This is a genomic window from endosymbiont 'TC1' of Trimyema compressum (genome assembly GCF_001584725.1).
In the GTDB taxonomy this organism is placed as follows: domain Bacteria; phylum Bacillota; class TC1; order TC1; family TC1; genus TC1.
Genome location: NZ_CP014606.1, coordinates 911,102 through 934,452, shown reverse-complemented (window position 1 = coordinate 934,452; position 23,351 = coordinate 911,102). Strand labels below are relative to the sequence as shown.

Genomic DNA, 23,351 nt, shown 5'->3' with positions numbered 1-23,351 from the left:
AGGGGAATACCATGACAACAACACCACTATTCGCAGTACTGATAGCTATTGTTACAGCCATTGTTGGTATTATTTTAGGTTATATTCTAAGAAGAGTGTTATCGGAAGGCAAATTAAAGAATGCTGAAATGCTATCGAAAGATATTGTAGAAAAAGCGGAAAAGGAAGCTATTACTAAGCAAAAAGAAGCTATCATTGAAGCAAAAGAACAAATTCAAAAAATGAAAGAAAAAATGCATGGCGAAATTGAGAAAGAACAAAGAGAAAGAAAATTTGAATGGCAACAAACAGAAAAACGTCTACACAGTAAAGAAGAAAGCATTGATAAAAAACAGCAAAATCTAGAAAAAAAAGAAGATAAAATTCATCATAAAGAGCAGGAAGTATGTCGCTTAAAAGAGTCTGCTAAAGCAGTTTACTATGAACAAATGGCTAAACTACAAGAAGTTTCCAATATGACGTCTGATGAAGCAAAAGAGTTTTTACTAGAAAATGTTGAACAGGAAATTCGCCAAGAAACAGCTGTTTTAGTTAGAGATATGAGAGATAAGGCAAAAGAAGAAGCGGATAAGGAAGCTAAAGAAATTGTTGTAAGAACAATTCAAAAATGTGCAACAGATCATGTTGCTGAAGCAACTGTATATGTTGTATCATTGCCCAATGATGAAATGAAGGGCAGGATTATTGGTCGTGAGGGCAGAAATATTAGGGCTCTAGAAACTGTAACTGGTATTGACTTAATTATTGATGATACGCCAGAGGCTGTAATTCTTTCAGGGTTTGATCCTGTGAGAAGAGAAATTGCTAGAATTACATTAGAAAAATTAATAACTGACGGCAGAATACACCCAGGTCGTATAGAAGAAATGTATGAAAAAGCAAAAACAGAAGTTGAAAAAGAGATTAGAGAAGCTGGAGAACAAGCTGTTCTTGAAACAGGTATTACACGTATTCACCCAGAATTAATTAAATTAATTGGACGTCTGAAATACAGAACCAGCTATGGTCAAAATATATTAAAACATTCTTTGGAAGTTGCTCATTTATCAGCTACAATGGCTTTTGAATTAGGTGCTGATCCAAATATTGCAAGACGTGCAGGATTACTTCATGATATTGGTAAAGCAGTGGATCACGAAGTTGAAGGTACGCATGTTGAGATTGGTGTTAATTTGCTTCAGAAGTATAAAGAAACACCAACAATTATTCATGCAGTTGAAGCCCATCATGGTGATGTTGAACCAGAAACAATGGAAGCAGTAATTGTTCAAATTGCTGATTCTTTATCAGCAGCAAGACCTGGAGCAAGACGTGAAACTTTAGAATCCTATATTAAGCGTCTTCAAAAACTTGAAGAAATTGCTGATGGATTCGAAGGTGTTGATAAATCATTTGCTATTCAGGCTGGTCGTGAAGTTCGTATTATGGTTAAACCGGATAAAATTGATGATTTAGAAACCATTAACTTAACACGTGCAATTGTAAAAGAAATTGAATCTGAAATGGACTATCCAGGACAGATTAAAGTTATGGTTATCAGAGAGACTCGCTCTGTTGATTACGCAAAATAGATGAAAATACTTTATTTTGGCGATTTAATTGGAAAAGCAGGCATTAGGGGACTTTCTCTTTATTTAAAAAAACAAATTGAGGAGAAAAAACCTGATTTTATATTTATCAATGGCGAGAATCTTGCTGGTGGCAAAGGGATAACCGAAGAAGTTTTTAACGAGGTTAAGGACTTAGGGGTTGATGGCTTTTCAACAGGGAACCATGTGTTTGATAAAAGAGAGGTTATTTCTTTATTACGAGAAACAGGAGAGATTATTAGACCTTTAAATTACCCCGTAGGAATTCCTGGTAAGGGATACCAAGTCTTTAAAAAAAATAATCTTAAAGTGGCAGTTATTAATCTTTGTGGTCGTGTATTTATGAAACCCTTAGATTGTCCCTTTAAAAGAGTAGAAAGTGCTATTAAGGCTATTAAAGAAGAAACTGATATTATTTTAGTGGATTTTCATGCAGAAGCAACAGCTGAAAAACAAGCCCTTGGCCATTTTTTAGATGGACAAGTAACAGGGGTTTTTGGCACTCATACCCACACCCAAACCAATGATTTGCAATTACTTAAAAAAGGCACTCTTTACCTCACTGATTTAGGTATGGTAGGAGCAAATGATAGTATATTAGGAAGCAAAAAAGATACCATTATTAATCACTTTTTAACTGGCATGCCATTTAGAGTTGAAGTTGAAGTATTTGGTTCTATACGTATTAATGGTGTAGAATTCGATATTGATGTTGATGGCTCTATAAACTCTTTCCAACTAATAAATGAACTCATTTAATGGAACTAGATAAATAAAGGAGGCATCATAATGGAAGTATTAAAGGTTTCAGCTTCATCGAAGCCGGGATTAGTAGCAGGGGCATTAGCAGCTGTTATCAGAGAAGAAGGCACTGTTGAAATGCAAACAATAGGAGCTGGTGCATTAAATCAGGCTATTAAGGCCATTGCAATAGCAAGAGGATTTGTAGCCCCCAGCGGTATTGATATCTATTGTATCCCCGCATTTACAGATATTGAAATCGGAGGGGAAAAAAGAACGGCCATTAAGTTAATTGTTGAATCAAAAAAGTAAAATGCAATATAAAAAACTGTAGGTTTCCTACAGTTTTTTATAGTGTAAATAAATGTTATATAAAGTGTGTCTCTAACTGGAAAGGAATTACCATTATAAAACTTTTTCTTAATTTTGATTATGCTTTTATCTAGGGAATAGCTTATTCGTCAGATAAACATAGTTATAAATATGTTTATGTTAGGCATACCTTTATACCACACGGCATCTGTTTGATTCCTGCAAAAATTATAAATTGCCTAGCACTCTCATTCCAATAGAACAAAAATAGTTTGTTGGTATGGCGAAAAAGAATTAAATGATTATAGCTGAGATATTAAGTATCTGAAAAGCATTTGCCTAAAGTGCTTTTTGCGGAATTATTGATATTAATTATGGAGAATATACCATTATGTATCCAGAAAATTGTTTAGAGGATATTATTTTCACTATGTCTTCAGAAATAATGTTGTAAACTGATTTAAACTGTAGGTTTCCTGCAGTTTTTAGGCAAAAGAAGATTTATTTTTTTAGCTATATTATAAGATAAAATAAGAACATTTAACCTATATTTAATGACGAATAAAAAAATGTTACAATTGTAGTGAATGTAAATTAGAGGGAGAACTATTTTAATGTATACTACTGACCAAATTAGAGAAAAAGTTTTAAGCTATTTCGAATCAAAAAATCATAGACGAGTTGAAAGTTCATCTTTAGTACCTGCTGAGGATCCAACTTTATTATTTGTTAATGCAGGTATGGTACAATTTAAAAATGTCTTTCTGGGATTGGAAACTAGAGACTATAAAAAGGCTACTTCTTCTCAGAAGTGTGTCCGTATTAGTGGCAAGCACAATGACTTTGAGGTTGTAGGTAGAACCCCTAGACATCATACTTTTTTTGAGATGCTAGGTAATTTTTCTTTTGGTGATTATTTTAAAAAAGAAGCTATTATGTATGCATGGGACTTTATAACAAATGAGTTAGGATTAACTAAAGATAAGCTTTGGGTTACAATTTTTGAAGAGGATGATGAGGCTGGTGCTTTATGGCAAGCCCATACAGATATAAATGTTGATCATATTGTAAAGCTGGGAGAAAAAGATAATTTTTGGTCTATGGGAGACATTGGTCCATGTGGTCCCTGTACTGAAATTCATTTTGATAGAGGCGAAGAATTTTCCTGTAGCCCTGAATGTGGTTTAGATTATTGTGAATGTGACCGTTTTATGGAAATTTGGAATCTTGTATTTATGCAATATAATAGAGATGAGGCAGGTGTCTTGACACCTTTGCCTAAACCGAGTGTTGATACAGGTATGGGTCTTGAAAGAATTGTATCTATTATGCAAGGGGTAAACAGTAATTATGATATTGATATTTTTACACCTTTATTAAGTCAAGTAAGTCAATTATCGGGACTACCTTATGACCAAGGGGATAATGGATTTCCATTTAGAGTAATTGCGGACCATGCTCGTTCAGCATCATTTCTCATTGCTGATGGTGTTTTACCTTCAAATGATGGTAGAGGCTATGTTTTGAGACGTATTTTAAGAAGAGCATTGCGCTTTGGAAAGGGTATTGGCTTAAATGAGCCATTTTTATATAAAATTGTAGGGACTGTAGTTGATACAATGGGGACAACCTACCCTGAACTGGAAGAAAAACAAGCTTTCATAGAAAAGGTAGTGAAAATTGAAGAAGATCGTTTTCTTGAAACATTGTCTGATGGTTTAAATATTGTAGCTTCAATTATTGAGACTATGGAAGCTGAAAAAAGAGCTACTATGAGTGGGGAGGAAGCATTTAATCTATATGATACTTATGGTTTTCCTGTGGAATTAACAGAAGATATTTTGACAGAAAAAAATTATACTTTAGATAAAGAAGGCTTTAAAATAGCCATGGATAAGCAAAAAGCTTTAGCTAAAAAAAATAGTAAGAAAAATGAATTTGCTAAAAGTGTTGCTTTAGCTAATGTGTTAAGTACATTAGAAGCTACAGTTTTTGTAGGGGACGAAACATTAGAAACAGAAGCTCAAGTATCGGCAATCTGTGATTTAGAAGGTAATCTTATTGATCATATCGGTATTGATGAAGAGGCAATATTAGTGACCGATAGAACACCATTTTACGGCGAGAGTGGTGGACAAGTTGGAGACTTAGGTTCTGGTTACAAGGAGGACTTTCTTGTTTTCGAAGTTAAAGATACTCAGAAAACTCAAGATGGTAGAATTTATCAACTTATTAAATGTAAAGATATTTTAGAGACTGGTGATACTGTAGTTTTAAAAGTAGATGTTGAGAGAAGAAAGACTATAATGCGTAGCCACTCTGCAACTCACTTGCTTCATAGAGCCTTACAAGAGGTCCTAGGGAAACATGCTTCACAGAAAGGATCTTATGTGGATGAGCATTACTTGCGTTTTGACTTTTCTCATTTTGAATTACTATCTAATGAAGAGTTAATTGAAATAGAAGATTTAGTCAATGATTACATACTTTCATTTAGCCCAGTTACTATTGAAGTGCTATCAATTGCTGAAGCTAAGAATAAAGGTGCTATGGCTATTTTTGGAGAAAAGTATGGTGATCAAGTAAGGGTAGTTACTATGGGCGATATATCAATGGAATTTTGTGGAGGCACTCATATTGACAATACAGGAGAAATTGGTGCTTTTAAAATTCTGTCTGAAGGCAGTGTAGGTTCAGGATTAAGAAGAATAGAGGCTATAACAGGCAAAAATGTAATAAAGTATATGCAGAAAAGAGAGCAATTTTTAGAAGATATAAAAAATAAGCTTAAGGTACCTGAAAAAGAAATAATTGTTAAAATTGAAGGCTTACAAAAGGAGCTCAAAGAGACTCACCAATCCCTCCAAAAGTTAACAATGAAGTTAGCTGAAAATGCAGCAAGTTCAGTTGCTGACAATGTGGTAGTCATTAATGAAATTCCTGTTATAATTGAGAAACTTGAGGAGCGTTCTATGGATGACTTAAAAATGTTGGCAGATACTTATAGGGATAAGATTGGAACAGTATTAGTAGTGCTCGGTTCAAAAGAGGGTAATAAAGTTCATCTATTAATTGCAGCTAGTAAGGATTTAAAAGACAAGGTCCACTGTGGACAGCTGATTAAGTCAATTGCACCTATTGTCGATGGCAGTGGAGGCGGTAGACCGGATAGAGCTCAAGCAGGAGGTAATAACATAAAGAAAATTGATGAAGCCTTGGCAAAGGTGAAAAGCCTATTATAAATATAACATGGAGGTGTTATTATGAGTTCAGTTGATAATACAATGCGTATTACAGGAGAAGAAGTTGAAGAAGCTACTATTAAGGCAATGCTAACAAAGGTATACGAGGCCTTAGAAGACAAAGGGTATAACCCAATTAATCAAATTGCAGGTTATTTACTGTCAGGTGACCCTGCTTACATTACAAGTCATGGCAATGCTAGAGCCCTTATTAATCAAATTGATAGAGATGAAATTATTAGACATTTGGTGAGAGGATACTTAAGGTAAGTGCGTTATTTAGGGCTTGATTTTGGGCTGAAACGTATTGGTCTTGCAAAAAGCGATCCATCAGGGTTAATTGCTCAATTTTATAAAACTATTTATGTATCTAGAAATCAAGAAAAAATTTTCTCAGAGTTATCAACAATTGTTGATGCCGAAAAAATTGAGGCTATTGTTATTGGGTTACCCTATCACATGAATGGTGAGAAGGGTGAAAAAGGTCAGATGGCAGAATCTTTTGGAGAAAAATTAAAAGACTATATTTCCATCCCTGTTTTTTATGAAGATGAACGATTAACAACTGTTTCAGCTGAAAGAATACTAATAGAAGGAAATATGAGTCGCAAGAAGAGGCGAGATAAAATCGACAGTCTTGCAGCTACTTTTATATTACAAAAGTATTTAGACCGAAAAAAGATAAAGATGTGCTATAATAGTTAAGATAAAAAAGGAGGGCATAATTATGTCTAATGAAGAAAAAGATTTAATTGAAGAAAAAGATATTGTTGTATTAAATGATGAAGAAGGTAATGAACATCAGTTTATTATTATTGATATGGTAGAGCTAGATCAAGGGGTTTATGCTGTTTTAATGCCTTTGGAAATTATGGAAGAAGAAACAGAGGATGACGAATGTTGTATTCTTTTAAAAGTAGTTAAAGATGGCGATGAAGAAGTATTAATGACTATAGAAGATGACGAAGAATATGATAAAGTTTCTGCAGCTATAGAAGCTTTATACGAAGATGAAGGCATTTAATAAAGGAGAAACTACTTGATGGAAACCAAAGCAGGAAGACGTAGCAGTCGAGGGGCCAAGAAAAAAAGTGGCATCAAAAAATATTTTGTTTTTGTATTACTTATGTTAGGTATTTTAATTGGCGCTACTTTTTATGTTTATTTCTTACCTCCCAATGTAAATGGTGAAGTAAGTATAATGATTAATGAAGGTGATTCCTTGGATACAATAGGCACCACATTAATGGATAATGATGTAATTAAATCAAAACAAATGTTTATTTTATATAGTCGTATGAAAGGCGATTCAGCAGATTTTAAATCTGGTACATTTATCATCAAAAGGCCGATTTCTTTAGAGAGTTTAAATAAACAGTTAAAAGAAATTCCAGCAGCTGAACAAGGGGTTAAAATAACTATTCCTGAGGGTTATTCTATTAGTCAAATTAGCAAGCCTTTTGCCAATAGTGGCCTAATGGATAAAGATACTTTTCTAGCTATTGCAGATAAAGGGGATTTTGATTATAAGTTTTTAAAGTTCGCAAAACCTGAAAATGTGAAATATAAGTTAGAAGGATTTTTATTCCCTGATACTTACTATTTCGATAAAGGAGAATCTCCAAAATCTATGTTTGAAAAAATGCTAAATCGTTTTGATGAAGTTGTTGGAACTCAATTAATGAGTAAAGCTCAGTCTTTAGGAACAACACCTTTAGCGTTAGTAACAATGGCTTCGGTTATAGAAAAAGAAGCAGTAATATCAAAGGAAAGACCTATTATTTCTGGCGTTTTTTATAATAGAATTAAAGAAAATATGAAATTAGAATCCTGTTCTACTGTGCAGTTTGCATTAGGTAAAGAAGAATATAAACCAGTTGTAACATTAGAGGATATCAAAATTAATAGCCCTTACAATACTTATATGTATGGCGGTTTACCACCAGGACCTATTGCTTCTCCAGGCAAAGAGTCATTAGAAGCAGCTTTTAGTCCAGAAACAACAGCATATTTGTATTTTGTTGCTAAAGGCGATGGTTCTCATATATTTAATACAAGTTATGAAGAGCATTTAAAAGCAACTGAAGAATATGTAAATTAAGGAGTACTATGAATAAGATAGAAGTGCTGACACCAGCAGGTAATTTAGAAAAATTAAAAATTGCTTACTTATATGGAGCAGACGCAGTATATATAGGCGGTAAGGGTTTTAGTTTAAGAACTAGGGCAGGAAACTTTTCTTTGCCTGAAATTGAAGAAGCCAGAGGGATTAGTCAAGTCTTAAATAAGAAGCTTTATGTTGCTTTAAATGTTTTTCTGCACAACAGTGAGGTTAAGGAAGCAATAGCTTATTTAGAAGCTCTAAATAAGATTAAAGTTGATGCTTTAATTATTGCAGATCCAGGGGTTGTCTACTTAGCAAAAGAGTATGCTCCAGATATACCTATTCATTTAAGTACCCAGGCTAATACACAAAATTGGCCAGCTTGTGCATACTGGCAAAAACAAGGTGTTGAGAGAATTGTACTGGGGAGAGAAGTTGGCTTAAAGGAGATTAATGACATTCATCAACAAGTTGATGTTCCCTTAGAAGCTTTTGTTCATGGTGCTATGTGTATGGCTTATTCAGGACGATGTATGCTCAGTATGCATATGACTGGCAAAAGCGCTAATTCAGGCGCTTGTACTCATCCATGTAGATGGGAATATTATGTAATTGAGAAACAGAGACTTGAAGATGCCATGCCAATAGAAGAAGATGAGTTTGGCACCTATATATTCAATTCAAAAGATTTATGTATGTTACCTTATTTGCCAGATTTAATAAAAAATGGGGTAATGAGTTTGAAAATAGAAGGTAGAATGAAAAGTATTCATTATGTAGCTACTGTAACTAAAATTTACAGAGAAGCCGTGGATTTAATTGAAGCAGGTGCTGATTTTTCAGAAGCAATGCCAGCGTTGATGGACGAATTAAATGGGATAGGGGAAAGAGACTATACAACTGGTTTCTATTTAGGAACTCCTGATGCTACAATACAGCAATATTATCCAAGAAAAACAACAGATAATATTCGTTTTATAGGTCAGGTCCTTGGGCATAGTGACTCAGGCTTATTGAAAATTGAGCAGAGAAACAAGTTTGTTTTAGGTGATACTATTGAAGTATTAATGCCTACAGTAGAGAATAAGACATTAGTAGTTGAAACACTAATTAATGAAGCTGGCGAGGCTGTTAATGAAGCACCTCGTCCTAAGGAAATACTTTACATCAATGGCTTAGATTCAATTGTACCTGGTGCCCTATTACGTTTAAGGAGTTAGTAAAATATGTTTCATCCTGAATATTTTGTAGATACTGTTTTTAATATTGATTATGAACAATTGAAATCAATTGGCGTTAAACATATCTTAATCGATATTGATAATACTATTGTACCTTTTAAAAATCAACTGCCTACAGACAGAATTAAGGACTTCATTGAGGAAGGTAAGTCCAAGGGCTTAGATTTTTGTATTGTTTCCAATACCTTTTTAGATAGAGTAAAGAGAATTGGTGATTGCCTTGATATTCCCTATATTTCTGGGGCAAAAAAGCCTTCAAGCAAAGGAGTTATTAAGGGGATGAAATTATTGAATGGAACAGTTAATAATACTATTTTAATAGGAGATCAATTCTGTACAGATATTATAGCAGCTAAAAGAGCAGGAGTACGCTGTATTTTAGTTGAACCTATTACCACTAGTGATTTTTTTATGACAAAAATATATAGGCTTATTGAATGGTTTTTTAAAAGAAATTTTACAAAGGAAAATATGAAGGATGAGAAATAGATTAGGTGTAATTGGCTACCCTTTAGGACATAGTCTTTCTCCGGAAATCCAAAATGGGGCTATTAAAGAATTAGGATTGAATTTAACCTATGAAAAATGGCCTCTAAAAGAGGCTGATTTAAAAGAGTTTGTCACTTCTGTCAAAAAGGAGTATAGTTCTATTCTGGGGTTTAATGTAACAATCCCTTATAAAGAGACTATTCTAAAATATTTAGATGAGATTTCTGAAAGAGCGCAAGTAATAGGTGCTGTTAATACAGTTCATTTAAGAGCAGGTAAATTAGTAGGTGAAAATACTGATGGTATGGGATTTATTGAAAGCTTAAAAAGACAAGGTATGAAAATAGAAAACAAAAGTGTTTTAATTATTGGAACAGGCGGTGCAGCTAAAGGAATAAGTATTTCTTTAGCTTTTTCTGGTTTAAAGACCATAGATTTTGTTGGTAGAAATAAGAAAGCAGCCTCTTTACTGGTAAATGCAGTTAAGAGGCTGTCGGGGAAAAGTAACTGGTATTCTTTTTCAGAGCTTGCAACAATGTCCCTTTCAAAATATGATTTTATTGCGCAAACAACACCTCTTGGTATGAAGGGTATAAAAGGGAAATTAGAATTTCCCTATAATCATCTTAGAGAAAATCAAGTTTTAGTCGATATTATTTACAATCCATTAAAAACTGATTTTTTACTTGAAGGTGAAAAAAGAGGTACCCCTATTGTTAATGGTGTAGGTATGTTAGTATGTCAGGGGGCAGAAGCCTTGGCTTTATGGACTGGTAAAAAACCTAATAAAGATTTAATGGAAAAAATATTAATTGCTAACTTAGTGGAGGCAAAGAATGAATAATATTGTATTAATTGGATTTATGGCAGTTGGAAAGACTACTGTAGGTAAAAGTTTAAGTTATTTAATGCACTATCAATTTGTTGATACAGATATGTATATTAAAAAAAAAGAAGGAAAAAAAATAGCCACTATTTTCAAAGAAGATGGTGAGCCTTATTTTAGAGAGTTAGAAAGAAATGTATCCAAGGGGTTATTGAAAAATCCTAGAAAAGTCATTAGCACTGGTGGAGGGCTTTTTATGGATGATATTAGTAGAGGTTTATATTTAAAAGAAGATTTTGTTGTATTTTTAAAACTGCCTATGGATACTATCTATAAACGTTTAATGAAAAATAATAAAAGACCTTTAGCGCAAAGTGTAACAAAAGAAGAATTAACTAAACGCTACCAGCAGCGTTTGCCTATTTATAAGAACGCTCATTTAGAAGTTGATACAACAGGTAAAACTGCTTTTGAAATTGCTAAAGAAATAAAAAAAGCCTACTATGATTGGCTTACAAAAGGAGAACAAAATGGTAAAAGAAGAAATACTAAAAAAAGTAATTGATACTTTAGTTGGAAATGGTGCTTCCTTTGCAGATGTTTTTATAGAGCGTAAGAAAACACTATTAATTAATATGGAAAATAAGAAACTTGAAAAAATCACCACTGGAACTCAAATTGGTGGTGGACTTAGAGTTCGCTATGGCGATAAAACTTTTTTTGGCTATACAGAGGATTTATCAGAGAAAGCATTACTTGCTCTAGCCAAAAATCTTTCTAGTAAAGAAAAAGGGAATTGTGAGGCTACTTCGTATAACTATGCATTAAAGGCAGCCCCTACTACCTATATTGAAGAGGGCGTAAAGGGAGATAATATTTTAAAAGAAAAAATTGATTTAGTATTAGCTTTAAATGATGTAGCTTGGAAAAGAAGTTCAGCTTTAGTCCAAGTTATGGTAGCTTATGGGGAAGCGGAACAAGAAATATATGTAATGAATTCTAAGGGTATTTATGTTAAGGAATTTAGACCAAGAACAAGAGTCGTTTCTGAAGGCTTGGCTGAAAAAAATGGCTTATTACAAAGAGGCTATGACGCAATGGGAGGACTAGGTACTTTTTCCTGGCTTAAAAATGAAGATGTTACAGGACTGGTAACAGGAGCTATGGACAAGGCTGCAAATTTATTGTTAGCCAGTGAAGCACCAAGTGGCACAATGGATGTTGTATTATCTGGAGAAGCTGGTGGTACAATGGTTCATGAGGCTTGTGGTCATGGCTTAGAAGGGGATATTGTAAAAAAGGGAATGTCAGTTTATGGTGGAAAAATTGGAGAAAAAGTTGCTTCCTCCCTAATTACAGTTGTTGATGATGGCACAATGAAAGGCAAATATGGCACTTCTTATTATGATGATGAAGGTACTAAAACTAATCAGAATATATTAATTGAGAAGGGCATTTTAAAAGGCTACATGTGCGATTTAAAATCTGCTGAAGACTTAGGCTTGAAGGCTACAGGTAATGGTAGAAGAGAAGGTTATTCTGTTCCGCCAATTACGAGAATGACAAATACCTATATAGCCCCTGGTGACATGGATAAGGATACTATTTTAGCTTCAGTTGATCAAGGACTTTTTGTTAAAAAAATGGGTGGTGGACAAGTTAATACAACTACAGGGGATTTTGTATTTGAAGTATCAGAAGGCTACTTAATTGATAAAGGTATTATTAAGGAACAAGTTAGAGGAGCTACTTTAATTGGCAATGGACCAAATGTTTTAAATAAAATTGATATGGTAGGTAGTGATTTTGGTTATTCTCTAGGTACTTGTGGTAAAGATGGTCAAAGGGTACCTGTAGCAGATGCTCAACCAACATTAAGAATTCCTGCATTAACAGTAGGAGGTACTAAATAATGGATTTTCAAAAATTATTAAATTACGGAGAAAAACAAGGTTGTCAATTAGTAGAATTTTATATATCTAAAAGCAAAAATCTATCTTTGAAATTAAGAGAGGGTATTTTAGAAAATATTACTGAGTCAATGGGACAAGGCATTGGTATTCGGGTTATTAAAGATAATCGACAGAGTTTAGTTTATGCTACTGAAATTAGTGATGAGAGTATTAAAAAAGCTATTGATGATGGTTTAACTATAGCGCCCTATTTAGATGAAGAAAAAGAGTTGTCTTTTGAAACTAATGTTGTTTTTGAAGACGTTTTAGAAGCAGATAAAATAAAGGCAATTGAGGATACTGAGTTAGCTGAGAAAATAAATTATCTTCATGAGATGGAGAAAACTGGGAAAGAAAATAGTAAGTATCCTGTTACTATTGAATCAGCAAGTTACGAAGAAGCTATTTATGAAAGTTGTATTTTAAATTCTCAAGGCTTATCAAAAAAAGAAACAGGAGCTTATTGTGGTAGCTATGTTGCTATGGCGTTAGCTAATGAAGGCGTTCAAGAAACAGGGGATAGTTACTGCTATACAACGGATATTAAAGAGTTGTTCAATAGAAATATTGGTAAGGAGGCTTATAGTAAAGGCGCTTCTATGATTGGTGCTACTGGACTTAAAACAGGAACCTATACAGCTATATTTAATACAGAAGCAACTATAGATTTTCTATCTTTATTGGGGGTTTCTTTTAATGGTGAAAATATATATAAAGGAAAATCTTTGTTTAAGGATAAGTGGAATCAAGCATTAATTTCACCGCTTATTTCTATTGTGGATGATGGTACTTTAAAAGGTAAAATGGGGACCAGCTATTTTGATGGTGAAGGTGTTGAAACTAGAAGAACCCTTCTAATGGATAAAGGGGTTTTTAAAGAGGGCCTTTATAATTTAACAATGGCTAAACTCAGTGGACGAAGCACTACGGGAAATTGTGCGCGAAGTTATCAGTCATTACCAAGTATTGGCGTTAGTAATTTTTATATTGAAAATGGAGAAACACCTAAAGGTGATTTGCTTAAAGAAATGCACAATGGTTTAATTATTAAAGATTTAATGGGACTACATATGGCAGATCCAATAACTGGAGATTTTTCTCTTGGGGCTACCGGCTTAATTGTAAAAAATGGTCAAGTAGAAAAAGGCTTTAGAGGCGTTACAGTATCTGGAAATTTAATGGATTTATTTTCCAATGTACTTAAAGTTGGAGATGATTTAACATTTAAAATTACTAAAGGAGCTCCATCTTTATTGGTTAAAGATGTGATTATAAGCGGTAGTTAATTGTTTTCTCTTATGCTAAAATAAAAGGAAGAGGTTGAAGATGAACATACATATTATTAATGGTCCTAATTTAAATTGGTTAGGTCAGAGAGAAGTTAACATTTATGGTAAAAAAACACTTGCTGACTTGAAAAAAGATTGGCAAGATTATGGTGTTAAAAATAATCTTAATGTTAAAACCTTTCAGTCAAACTGTGAAGGTGCAATTTTAGACTATATTTACAGTACAGTAAATGATGCTGATGGTTATATCCTTAATGCAGGTGCTTTTACCCACTATAGTTTTGCTTTAAGAGACTGTATTAGCGGTATTGATAAACCTGTTATTGAGGTTCATATTTCTAATCCAGAAAGTCGTGAATCCTTTAGGCATACCTCTGTAATTACCCCTGTTGTCCAAGGGAAAATATGTGGATTTGGTGTTAAGAGTTATACATTAGCATTAGCAAGTTTTTTAGAGGACTAACTAATTGATGGAAATAACTAGGATTAAACTTTTTCAAAAACAATTAATTAAGGAAAATATAGAGAGTTTCTTAATTTCTAATCCTCTCAATTGCAACTACTTAGGTGGTTTAGAGGATGCAGAAGGTTTTTTATTGGTATTAGCTGATAAAAGCTATTTCTTAACGGATTTCAGATATGTTGAAGCTTTAAATACTTTAGATTCGGGGATAGAGGTAGTCGATTGTAAAGGGAGTGTCCGTGAAATATTAGTTGAACTTTTAAAAGCTCAAAAAGTATCTTCGTTGGCTTTTGAAGAGAGCATAATCTATAGTCTATACCAACGTTTTAATGATTATTTGGAAGATTTTCAGATTGATTTTTTCATGGGACCTCAAATATGTGAGACTCTGAGAATGGTTAAAACAGAAGACGAATTAGCTTTAATTAGGAAAAGTGCTGAAATTAACGATGCCATTTTAAAGCATACCATTGGTAAAATAAAAGTTGGTATGACTGAGCTTGATTTAAAGAATGAATTGGAATTTGCTTTGCGAAAAGAGGGCGCAACAAGTAGCAGTTTTGACTTAATTGTTATTAGTGGAAAACGCACCAGCCTCCCTCATGGTATAGCCAGTAAAAAGAAAATAGTGTATAATGAATCTATTCTTTTTGATATTGGTGTAACCTATAAAGGCTATGCTTCAGATATGACTCGCATGGTCTATCTAGGCGACCCTAGTGAAGCATTTTTAAAGATTTATAATATTGTTAAAACCAGTCAAGCTATTGGTCTTAAAACTATTAAGTCTGGTCTTAAGGCTCATGTAGTCGATGATTCAGTAAGAGACTATATTAGTAAAGCAGGTTATGGTAAGGCGTTTGGTCATAGTACAGGTCATGGGGTTGGTTTATACATTCATGAAAGACCTAATATTAGTATTAAAAGTGACAATGTTTTAAAACCAAATATGGTTTTTACTGTAGAACCTGGAATTTATTTAGAAAATAAGTTTGGTATTCGCATTGAAGATTTAGTCGTTTTAGGTGATGATTCAGTGGAAGTGTTATCTAAAACAAGTAAAGATTTGTGTATTATATAGAGTAGGAAAGGGGATCATAACGTGATTTCAACAAGTGATTTTAAAACAGGACTAACAATCGAATTTGATGGTGCTATTTATACAATTGTAGAGTTCCAGCATGTTAAACCAGGAAAAGGAGCTGCTTTTGTTAGAACTAAACTAAGAAACAGAAGAACAGGGGCTACCGTTGAAAAAACTTTTAGAGCAGGAGAAAAAGTAGGCAAAGCACATATTGAGAAAACTGAAATGCAATACCTTTACAATGAAGGAGATGATTATGTATTCATGGATACATCAACCTATGATCAAGCATCTATTTCTGCTGTTCAATTAGGAGAGGAATCAATCCAATTTTTAAAAGAAAACATGAATATTGCAGTTATGTATTATAAAGATGAAATTATTGGAGTAGAATTACCTAATACGGTTATTTTAGCTGTTAAAGAAACAGAACCAGGTGTAAAAGGTGATACCGCTTCAAATGTTACTAAAAATGCTACAATGGAAACAGGAGCAGTTGTGAAAGTACCATTGTTTGTTAATGAAGGAGACGAATTAGTTATCGATACTCGTACGGGTGAGTATGTTTCCCGTAATTAAATATATTGTTTTAGATACAATTTAGAGGAGGATTTTAAAATGAGTGAATCAGTAACAGGAAATAGTGTAGGTAAAATTAAAATTGCTGACAATGTGGCTGCAGCTATTGCCAACATTACAGCTCAAGAGGTTGAAGGTGTAATCAGAGTAACTGATAGTTCAACATCATCAATCGGTGAAATTTTCGGTAAAAAAAACTACTCAAAAGGTGTTAAAGTTAGCATGGAAGAAGAAGGTACAAATGTTGAATTAGCTTTAGTAATTGAACATGGCGTTAACATTGTAGCTTTAGCTCAAAATGTTCAAAATAGTGTTAAAGATGCTGTTGAGTCAATGACAGGCATTAATGTAAAGGAAGTCAATGTAACAATTAGCGATATTGTTTTTGAAGATAAAAAACAACAGGAAGAGAATAAGGAGCAATAAGATGGCAAGAAGAATACTAGCTATTCTATTTACCTTAGCTATAATTGTTCTTTCAGTTTCTGAAGGTGTTTTATGGGTTATGGGTTCTACAGTTATGGTATCACCATACCTATTGAATATTGCTGTTTTTATTGTTGCTTTACTGACATTAATTATGTTATTAGGTGACGGACAAAAAAATCATAGACATAAAAAAATATTTGTAAAAAACGATAGTGATACAATTGCTATTACTGAAGAGGCAATTATACAGCTAGCGAAAAATACATTAGGAAAAATAAATGATATCAACAATACAGTTGTCAGAGTAGGTTATACTAAAGATGAAAAAATCATTTTAGAAATTGGTTTAACATTAGAAGTAGGTAGCAATATTGTTAAAGTAACAGAACATGTAAGTAAGCAAATAAAAGAGGTGTTTGAGAGCACTGTTGGCGATAACCTTGAGGATGTCAAAGTTACCGTTAATGGTTTCACAAATTACAGTAAATAATCTGAGGTGAAATATTGAGTCGACATGAAGCAAGAATCTACAGTATGGAGTGGATGTACCAGTTAGAGTTAGGCACCTTAGATAAAGATGCACTTAAATTCCAATTAGAAGACAAAGAGTTGATAAAAGGGGAGAAAGCTTTCGTAGGAGAGCTTCTTTCTCTTGTCTTTGATAATGAGGAAACTTTAAAAACACTGATACAACCAGTTTTAAAAAAATGGACATTTAATCGCTTAGGAGTTCTAGAGAGAAGTATTCTTCTTTTAGGTTCTGGCGAGATGATGAATTGTGCAACAATTCCTTTAGCTGTCTCTATTAACGAATGGGTTGAGGTTACAAAAGAATATTGTGGCGAACAATCAAAGAAATTTGTTAATGGTGTGTTAAATGGAGTTATGAATCAGTTGATTAAACAAGGCATTAGACAAGTTGAAAAACAAAAGGGAATAGATAATATAAAATTCGAGGAGGAAGTAATGTATAAGATTATTAGAAGAGAACAGCTTGGTTCTCAAATTGTTGCAATGGATGTATTCGCTCCTAAAATTGCAAAAAAATGCAATCCGGGACAATTCATCGTACTACGCATTGATGAAAAAGGAGAAAGAATTCCACTGACTATTGCTGATTTTGATAGAGAAAAAGGTACTATCACAATTATTACACAAGCAGTAGGCTATTCCAGTAGAAAAATTTGTGCTATGCAAGAAGGTGAAGCATTTATTGATTTCGTTGGTCCACTAGGACAGGCAACTGAAATTGAAAATTATGGTAAAGTTTTATGTGTTGGTGGTGGTGCTGGAATTGCACCTGTTTATCCAATTGCTAGAGCCTTAAAAGAAGCGGGTAACAAGGTAATATCTGTTATAGGAGCTAGAAACAAAGATTTATTAATTTGGAAAGATAAAATGGGTGAAATTAGTGACGAGCTATATGTAACTACAGATGATGGTAGTGATGGCGAAAAAGGGTTAGTAACCGATGTAATTAAACGTCTTGCAGATCATGGTGGTATTAATAAAGCTTGGGCAATCGGTCCAGTTATTATGATGAAATTTGTAGCCTTATTAACTAAAGAATATAATTTGCCAACTATTGTTAGTATGAATCCAATTATGGTAGATGGCACCGGTATGTGTGGTGCCTGTCGTTTAGAAGTAGATGGTAATGTTAAATTTGCATGTGTTGATGGTCCTGAGTTTGATGGACATAAAGTAAACTGGGATTTATCATTAAGAAGAATGAATATATATAAAGCAAAAGAGGCTATTGCGTTGGAAAAAGCAGAAAAGGGGGGTTTAAAATGGCTTTAAATTTAAATAGAGTTGATATGCCTAACCAAGATCCTGAAGAGAGAAGTAAGAATTTTAAAGAGGTTTCTCTTGGGTTTTCTGAGGCAATGGCTAAAGAAGAGGCAGAAAGATGCCTTAATTGCAAAAAACCAAAATGCCGTGAAGGTTGTCCTGTCCATATTGATATTCCTAAGTTTATTCAAGAAATTAAACATGGGGAGTATGATGATGCCTATACGACACTAAAACAGTATAATCTTTTACCAGCTGTTTGTGGTAGAGTGTGTCCACAGGAAAACCAATGTGAAGGTGCTTGTATTCTTAATCCAAAGGGCGGAGCTATTGGCATTGGTCGTTTAGAAAGATTTGCTGCAGATACCTATATGAATAGTGGTAAAGCTTTACCAATTGAAGATGTAAAGAAAACTGGTAAAAAAGTGGCTATTTTAGGAGGGGGACCAGCTGGACTTGCCTGTGCCTATGAATTAATTAAAATGGGTCATGATGTAACTATTTTTGAAGCTTTACATACTATGGGTGGGGTTTTGATGTATGGTATTCCAGAATTCCGTTTGCCTAAATTAATTGTTCAACAAGAAATTGACCACATGAAAAAAATGGGTGTGAAAATGGAAGTTAATAGTGTTGCGGGAAGCATTAATTCTGTGGAAGAATTAATGAAAGAGGAAGGCTTTGATGCTGTCTTTATTGCAACTGGTGCAGGACTGCCTTATTTCTTAAATATTCCTGGCGAAACCTATAATGAAGTGTATGCAGCTAATGAATTTTTAACACGTGTAAATCTAATGAAAGCTTATGATTTTCCTAACTATGATACACCGGTTGTAGTCGGTGAGAAAGTAGCTGTAATTGGAGCTGGAAACGTAGCTATGGATGCTGCTAGAACAGCTAAGAGAATAGGCGCTAAAGAAGTTCATATTGTCTATAGACGTTCAAGAGATGAAGTGCCAGCTCGTTTGGAAGAGTTAGAACATGCTGAAGAAGAAGGTATTATTCTCAGTCTGTTAACAAGTCCAGTGGAAATTTTAGGTAATAATGAAACAGGACAGGTTACTGGTTTAAAGTGCTTGAAATATGAATTAGGTGAACCAGATGAAGGTGGCAGAAGAAAACCTGTTGCTATTGAAGGTTCTGAGTTTGAATTACCAATTGATATGGTAGTTATGGCTATTGGTCAAGGACCTAATCCATTATTACTGGAAAGCACAAAAGGTTTGGAATTAAATAAGTATGGTAATATTGTTGCTGATGAAAAGGGACAAACATCTCTTGATGGCGTATTTGCTGGAGGAGATATTGTAACTGGAGCAGCAACTGTAATATTAGCTATGGGCGCTGGTAAAAGTACGGCGACTGCAATTAATGATTATTTATTATCTAAACAAAAGGAGGATATGGTATGTCAGGACAATTACTAGATGGAAAAGCAATAGCAAAAGAAATTAGAGCAGAAGTAAAAGAAGAGGTTGCAGCTTTAAGAGCGCAAGGCATTGCTCCTAAAATGGCAGTCATCTTAGTTGGAGATGATCCTGCAAGTGTTTATTATGCACAAAGTAAAGAGAAAGCAGCAAACAATGTAGGTATTGATTTTGATTTTCATAATCTACCAACTGACACAAAAGAGAGTGATTTACTTGCATTAATTGAAAAATTAAACCAAGATAAGGGCGCTCATGGCATTATGGTTGAGTTGCCATTACCAGGCCAAATTAGTACAGATAAAGTAATGGAAGCTGTATTACCTGCAAAGGATGTCGATGGTATTCATCCTATGAACAGAGGTTATATTTTAAGTAATGGACCTGGACTATTTCCAGCAACACCACAAAGCTGTATTGAATTAATGCTTAGAAGTGGTGTGGAAATTGAAGGCAAACATGCTGTTATTGTTGGCCGTGGAGAAACAGTTGGTAAACCACTTGTTTTCTTATTACTACAGCACAATCCAACGATTACAATTTGTCACTCAAGAACAAAAGACCTAGCTTCTTTTGTTAAACAAGGTGATATTGTAATTGCTGCCGTAGGCAGACCTAACATGATTACAAAAGAAATGGTTAAACCTGGGGCTATTGTTGTTGATGCTGGTATTAATGAAGTTGAAGGTGGCGGTTATTGTGGAGACGTTGATTTTGAAGGGTTAAAAGAAGTAGTAAGTTTAATTTCACCTGTTCCAGGCGGTGTTGGTTCATTAACAACTTCTTTAATTTTTAAAAACCTTTTAAAAGGTATTTCTATTCAACAAAGTAAATAGGAGGAGTCATTATGAGTAACAAGTATTTTGATAAAAGCTATAGAGAAATTTTAGCTGAAGCGTGTTCTGATGCCCCTACACCAGGTGGTGGCAGTGTAGCAGCTATGGTGGCTTGCCTAGGTAACGGTATGGTTGCTATGGTTGGTAGTCTTACAAAAGGCAAGGAAAAGTATGCTGATGTCCAAGCAGAAACAGTAGCATTATTAGATAAAACACAAGATATTATGGTGCGTTTAGAAGGTCTTGTTAATGAAGACATGGCAGTATTCAACCAATTTATGGATACTTTAAGAATGCCAAAAGACAATGATGATGAGAAAAAAGCAAGAAGTGAGGCTATGCAAAAAGCTTATATTGCAGCAACTGAAGTTCCATTGACAATAGCTGAAACTTGCTTGGAAATTATTGAATTAGCTGCTGAAATTTGTGCTTATGGTAATAAAACAGCAATTAGTGATGTTGGTGTTGGTGCTTATGTTGCGGAAGCTTCCCTACACGGAGCTCTTTTAAGTGTTGATATTAATTTAGGTGGCATTAAAGATAAAGAATATGTTGACAGAGCAAGTGCGAGAAAAGCGATTCTCATTAATAAAGCTAGAGAAGCTAGAGAGAAAGCAATTGTTATTGTCAAGGAAAGAATGTGATGGTAAAATTATCGGTTTCTGAAGTTAATAACTATGTAAAGGTCCTTCTTGAGAAGGACCTTTATTTATCAAATATTTGTATTAAGGGTGAGGTGTCTAATTTTAAAAGAGCTATGTCAGGGCATCTTTATTTTACCCTTAAAGATAATAAAAATGCTATTCAATCTGTTATTTTTAGAAGCCATGCTGAACGTATGAAAATGCCTATCAAAGAAGGTGTGTCTATTTTAATTAAAGGTAAGGTATCTCTGTATCCTGTTACAGGACAATATCAATTTTATGGTGAAAAAGTTGTGATGACTGGTGTAGGCAATATTTATTTAGAAATTGAAGCTTTAAAGAAAAAGTTTCAGCAAGAAGGTTTATTTGAAATTGAGTATAAAAAACAATTACCTGAGGCTATAGAAACTATTGGAGTCGTAACTTCATTAAAAGGGGCAGTTTTACATGATATCAAGACAGTAGTCGCTAGTAGAAATCCTAGTGTTAAGCTTGTTTTAATACCAGTTGGTGTACAAGGGGAAAAGGCACCTTTTGAAATTGCAGAAGCAATTGAATCATTTAATGAATATGGAAAAGTAGATGTTTTAATTGTTGGTCGTGGCGGTGGTTCAGTTGAAGACTTAATGGCTTTTAATACAGAACCAGTAGTCAGGGCAATTTTTAATTCAAAAATTCCAGTTATTTCAGCTGTAGGTCATGAAACTGATATTACATTAAGTGATTTTGTCGCAGATGTTAGAGGGGCAACACCTTCTCAGGGAGCAGAAATTGCCACTGAAAATATTTGGCAAAAAATGACTTATTATAAAAATAGACTCATTAAAGAAAAAGCTAATGTTGAAAAGAATATTGATAATTATTATCAACAATTAGATCCAATCTATGAAAAACTTAAGAATTTTAAAGGGGACATTGAGAATCTTAATAAATCTTTGGATACTTATTATGGTAAGCTAATACGGGAAATAAGTGTTCATCTTGAAATTGAAAAAAATGCATTGAATCATAAAGGGGAAAAACTTCATTTAATGAGCCCTTTAGCTTTGCTGAATAAAGGCTATAGTATCACCTATAATGATGAAAAAAATATAGTAAAAAAAGTGAATGATGTTTCGATAAATGATATAATAAAAACAGCGCTGTCTACAGGTGTGTTAACTTGTAAAGTAATTGGAAAGGAAGAAGAAAATGGCTGTTAAAAAAAGCTTTAAGGAACTTATGGATGAGCTAGATCAAAGCGTCAAAGCTCTTGAAGAGAATGATTTAGATATTGAAGTAGGTTTGAAAGAATTTGAAAAAGGCATTAAACTTTTTCAACAGTGCAAAAAAAGACTAGAATCAATTGAGAAAAAAACACAAATACTAATTGCTGAAAATGGCGCATTTTTCCTTGAAGAAATAGATGAGGAAAATTAATGACAATAGATTTTTTAAATACCTATATTGAAAAAATTAATAGATGGTTGCCAGAGGTTATGCCTGAAAGAGCTAAACGAGCTGCTGTAATTTATGAGGGTATGGAATATGCATTAATGGCTGGAGGAAAAAGAATCCGAGCTGTCTTTAATTTAATTGGTTCCGAAATTGCCGGTGTTAAAAGGGATATTGTAAAGCCTTTTGCCTGTGGTATTGAGTACATACATACCTATTCTTTAGTACATGACGATTTACCAGCAATGGATGATGATACTATGAGACGTGGTCAGCCAAGTTGTCATATTGCATTTGGCGAAGCTGAAGCAATTTTAATTGGTGATAGCCTATTAACCCATGGTTCCTATCTTTTATTAGAGTCTATGCCAGGTATTGATGAGAAAAATCAGCTTAATGCAGCTCGCTATTTGCTAGAAGCCGTAGGGGTTCATGGGATGATTGGTGGCCAAGCTGAAGATGTTGATATTGATAAGAATCAAAGTGTAATGGATGAGGCTAAATTAGCCTATATTCACCGTCATAAAACGGGTAAATTTCTAACGGGTGCTTTAGTCAGTGGTGCTTTATTAGGAACGGAAGATGAATCTATTATAAATGATTTAACAGTTTATGGTGAATCTTTTGGATTAGCCTTTCAAATTACAGATGATATTTTAGATATAACTGCTGATGAGATTACTTTAGGTAAACATACAGGAAGTGATGCCAATAATGGCAAACTTACCTATCCAGCAATCTATGGTCTAGATAAATCTAAAGAAATGGTTTTAAAAGAAATAAAAAAAGCAAAGAACGCTGTAGATAAATATGGTGTCCTAGGTAAACAGTTAGCTGACTTAGCAGATTATTTAATAGATCGAAAATATTAAAGGG

The 23,351-nt window shown here is 33.8% G+C and carries 26 protein-coding genes and 1 pseudogene; all 27 read left to right on the top strand.

Going from position 1 to position 23,351, the window contains the following annotated elements; genetic code table 11:
* The first annotated feature begins 11 nt into the window (after positions 1 to 11).
* The 27 genes and pseudogenes from rny to AZF37_RS05680 all read left to right on the top strand — a co-directional run bounded on the left by rny (position 12) and on the right by AZF37_RS05680 (position 23,347).
* Positions 12 to 1,571, top strand: coding sequence for a ribonuclease Y (gene rny / locus AZF37_RS05805; RefSeq protein ID WP_088369978.1), 1,560 nt, complete (start codon positions 12 to 14; stop codon positions 1,569 to 1,571).
* The gene (locus tag AZF37_RS05800; protein ID WP_088369977.1) at positions 1,572 to 2,348 is read left to right on the top strand and encodes a TIGR00282 family metallophosphoesterase; all 777 of its coding nucleotides are present in this window, start codon (positions 1,572 to 1,574) and stop codon (positions 2,346 to 2,348) included.
* 30 nt (positions 2,349 to 2,378) lie between these two features.
* Positions 2,379 to 2,642, top strand: coding sequence for a stage V sporulation protein S (locus AZF37_RS05795; protein WP_088369976.1), 264 nt, complete (start codon positions 2,379 to 2,381; stop codon positions 2,640 to 2,642).
* A gap of 614 nt (positions 2,643 to 3,256) precedes the next feature.
* The gene (alaS, locus tag AZF37_RS05790) at positions 3,257 to 5,884 is read left to right on the top strand and encodes an alanine--tRNA ligase (RefSeq protein ID WP_088369975.1); all 2,628 of its coding nucleotides are present in this window, start codon (positions 3,257 to 3,259) and stop codon (positions 5,882 to 5,884) included.
* A 21-nt stretch (positions 5,885 to 5,905) separates the two neighbouring features.
* Positions 5,906 to 6,154 (top strand): IreB family regulatory phosphoprotein, encoded by a 249-nt coding sequence (locus AZF37_RS05785; RefSeq protein WP_088369974.1) that lies wholly within the window; start codon positions 5,906 to 5,908, stop codon positions 6,152 to 6,154.
* Complete coding sequence (gene ruvX, locus AZF37_RS05780; protein ID WP_088369973.1) at positions 6,155 to 6,589, top strand: Holliday junction resolvase RuvX; 435 nt, start codon at positions 6,155 to 6,157, stop codon at positions 6,587 to 6,589.
* A 22-nt stretch (positions 6,590 to 6,611) separates the two neighbouring features.
* Positions 6,612 to 6,908: a DUF1292 domain-containing protein gene (locus AZF37_RS05775; protein ID WP_088369972.1), complete on the top strand. Its 297-nt coding sequence runs from the start codon at positions 6,612 to 6,614 to the stop codon at positions 6,906 to 6,908.
* Between the two features lie 18 nt (positions 6,909 to 6,926).
* Positions 6,927 to 7,985 carry an endolytic transglycosylase MltG gene (gene mltG, locus AZF37_RS05770; protein WP_088369971.1) on the top strand — a complete coding sequence of 353 codons (1,059 nt, stop codon included), beginning with the start codon at positions 6,927 to 6,929 and terminating at the stop codon, positions 7,983 to 7,985.
* An 8-nt stretch (positions 7,986 to 7,993) separates the two neighbouring features.
* Entirely contained in the window at positions 7,994 to 9,208 is a 1,215-nt protein-coding gene (locus AZF37_RS05765; protein ID WP_088369970.1) for a peptidase U32 family protein, read from the top strand.
* A gap of 6 nt (positions 9,209 to 9,214) precedes the next feature.
* Positions 9,215 to 9,718 carry a YqeG family HAD IIIA-type phosphatase gene (locus tag AZF37_RS05760; protein WP_088369969.1) on the top strand — a complete coding sequence of 168 codons (504 nt, stop codon included), beginning with the start codon at positions 9,215 to 9,217 and terminating at the stop codon, positions 9,716 to 9,718.
* Positions 9,708 to 10,562 carry a shikimate dehydrogenase gene (gene aroE / locus AZF37_RS05755; protein WP_088369968.1) on the top strand — a complete coding sequence of 285 codons (855 nt, stop codon included), beginning with the start codon at positions 9,708 to 9,710 and terminating at the stop codon, positions 10,560 to 10,562. Before AZF37_RS05760 ends, aroE begins: the two co-directional genes overlap by 11 nt.
* Positions 10,555 to 11,109, top strand: coding sequence for a shikimate kinase (locus AZF37_RS05750; RefSeq protein ID WP_088369967.1), 555 nt, complete (start codon positions 10,555 to 10,557; stop codon positions 11,107 to 11,109). The genes aroE and AZF37_RS05750 overlap by 8 nt, the downstream gene beginning before the upstream one ends.
* Positions 11,075 to 12,457 carry a TldD/PmbA family protein gene (locus AZF37_RS05745; RefSeq protein WP_088369966.1) on the top strand — a complete coding sequence of 461 codons (1,383 nt, stop codon included), beginning with the start codon at positions 11,075 to 11,077 and terminating at the stop codon, positions 12,455 to 12,457. Before AZF37_RS05750 ends, AZF37_RS05745 begins: the two co-directional genes overlap by 35 nt.
* Complete coding sequence (locus AZF37_RS05740) at positions 12,457 to 13,782, top strand: TldD/PmbA family protein (protein WP_088369965.1); 1,326 nt, start codon at positions 12,457 to 12,459, stop codon at positions 13,780 to 13,782. Before AZF37_RS05745 ends, AZF37_RS05740 begins: the two co-directional genes overlap by 1 nt.
* A gap of 40 nt (positions 13,783 to 13,822) precedes the next feature.
* Positions 13,823 to 14,248, top strand: coding sequence for a type II 3-dehydroquinate dehydratase (gene aroQ, locus AZF37_RS05735; protein WP_088369964.1), 426 nt, complete (start codon positions 13,823 to 13,825; stop codon positions 14,246 to 14,248).
* 7 nt (positions 14,249 to 14,255) lie between these two features.
* Entirely contained in the window at positions 14,256 to 15,329 is a 1,074-nt protein-coding gene (locus AZF37_RS05730) for a M24 family metallopeptidase (RefSeq protein ID WP_088369963.1), read from the top strand.
* Between the two features lie 21 nt (positions 15,330 to 15,350).
* Complete coding sequence (efp, locus tag AZF37_RS05725; protein ID WP_088369962.1) at positions 15,351 to 15,911, top strand: elongation factor P; 561 nt, start codon at positions 15,351 to 15,353, stop codon at positions 15,909 to 15,911.
* A 39-nt stretch (positions 15,912 to 15,950) separates the two neighbouring features.
* On the top strand, positions 15,951 to 16,337 hold the full coding sequence (locus tag AZF37_RS05720) for an Asp23/Gls24 family envelope stress response protein (protein WP_088369961.1): 387 nt from the start codon (positions 15,951 to 15,953) through the stop codon (positions 16,335 to 16,337).
* A gap of 1 nt (position 16,338) precedes the next feature.
* Positions 16,339 to 16,830: an Asp23/Gls24 family envelope stress response protein gene (locus tag AZF37_RS05715; protein ID WP_088369960.1), complete on the top strand. Its 492-nt coding sequence runs from the start codon at positions 16,339 to 16,341 to the stop codon at positions 16,828 to 16,830.
* A gap of 14 nt (positions 16,831 to 16,844) precedes the next feature.
* Positions 16,845 to 17,222 (top strand): annotated as a pseudogene (nusB, locus tag AZF37_RS11675) (transcription antitermination factor NusB); the annotation flags it as partial.
* A gap of 84 nt (positions 17,223 to 17,306) precedes the next feature.
* Complete coding sequence (locus tag AZF37_RS11670; protein WP_245612083.1) at positions 17,307 to 18,143, top strand: sulfide/dihydroorotate dehydrogenase-like FAD/NAD-binding protein; 837 nt, start codon at positions 17,307 to 17,309, stop codon at positions 18,141 to 18,143.
* Entirely contained in the window at positions 18,134 to 19,561 is a 1,428-nt protein-coding gene (gene gltA, locus AZF37_RS05705; protein WP_088369958.1) for an NADPH-dependent glutamate synthase, read from the top strand. The genes AZF37_RS11670 and gltA overlap by 10 nt, the downstream gene beginning before the upstream one ends.
* Complete coding sequence (locus AZF37_RS05700) at positions 19,543 to 20,397, top strand: bifunctional 5,10-methylenetetrahydrofolate dehydrogenase/5,10-methenyltetrahydrofolate cyclohydrolase (RefSeq protein WP_088369957.1); 855 nt, start codon at positions 19,543 to 19,545, stop codon at positions 20,395 to 20,397. The genes gltA and AZF37_RS05700 overlap by 19 nt, the downstream gene beginning before the upstream one ends.
* Positions 20,398 to 20,408: 11 nt before the next feature.
* A complete protein-coding gene (locus AZF37_RS05695; RefSeq protein WP_088369956.1) occupies positions 20,409 to 21,041 on the top strand; it encodes a cyclodeaminase/cyclohydrolase family protein in 633 nt (210 codons plus the stop codon).
* Positions 21,041 to 22,243, top strand: coding sequence for an exodeoxyribonuclease VII large subunit (gene xseA, locus AZF37_RS05690; protein ID WP_088369955.1), 1,203 nt, complete (start codon positions 21,041 to 21,043; stop codon positions 22,241 to 22,243). The genes AZF37_RS05695 and xseA overlap by 1 nt, the downstream gene beginning before the upstream one ends.
* Positions 22,233 to 22,460 (top strand): exodeoxyribonuclease VII small subunit, encoded by a 228-nt coding sequence (gene xseB, locus AZF37_RS05685; RefSeq protein WP_088369954.1) that lies wholly within the window; start codon positions 22,233 to 22,235, stop codon positions 22,458 to 22,460. The genes xseA and xseB overlap by 11 nt, the downstream gene beginning before the upstream one ends.
* Entirely contained in the window at positions 22,460 to 23,347 is an 888-nt protein-coding gene (locus AZF37_RS05680; RefSeq protein ID WP_088369953.1) for a polyprenyl synthetase family protein, read from the top strand. The genes xseB and AZF37_RS05680 overlap by 1 nt, the downstream gene beginning before the upstream one ends.
* Positions 23,348 to 23,351: the final 4 nt, after the last annotated feature.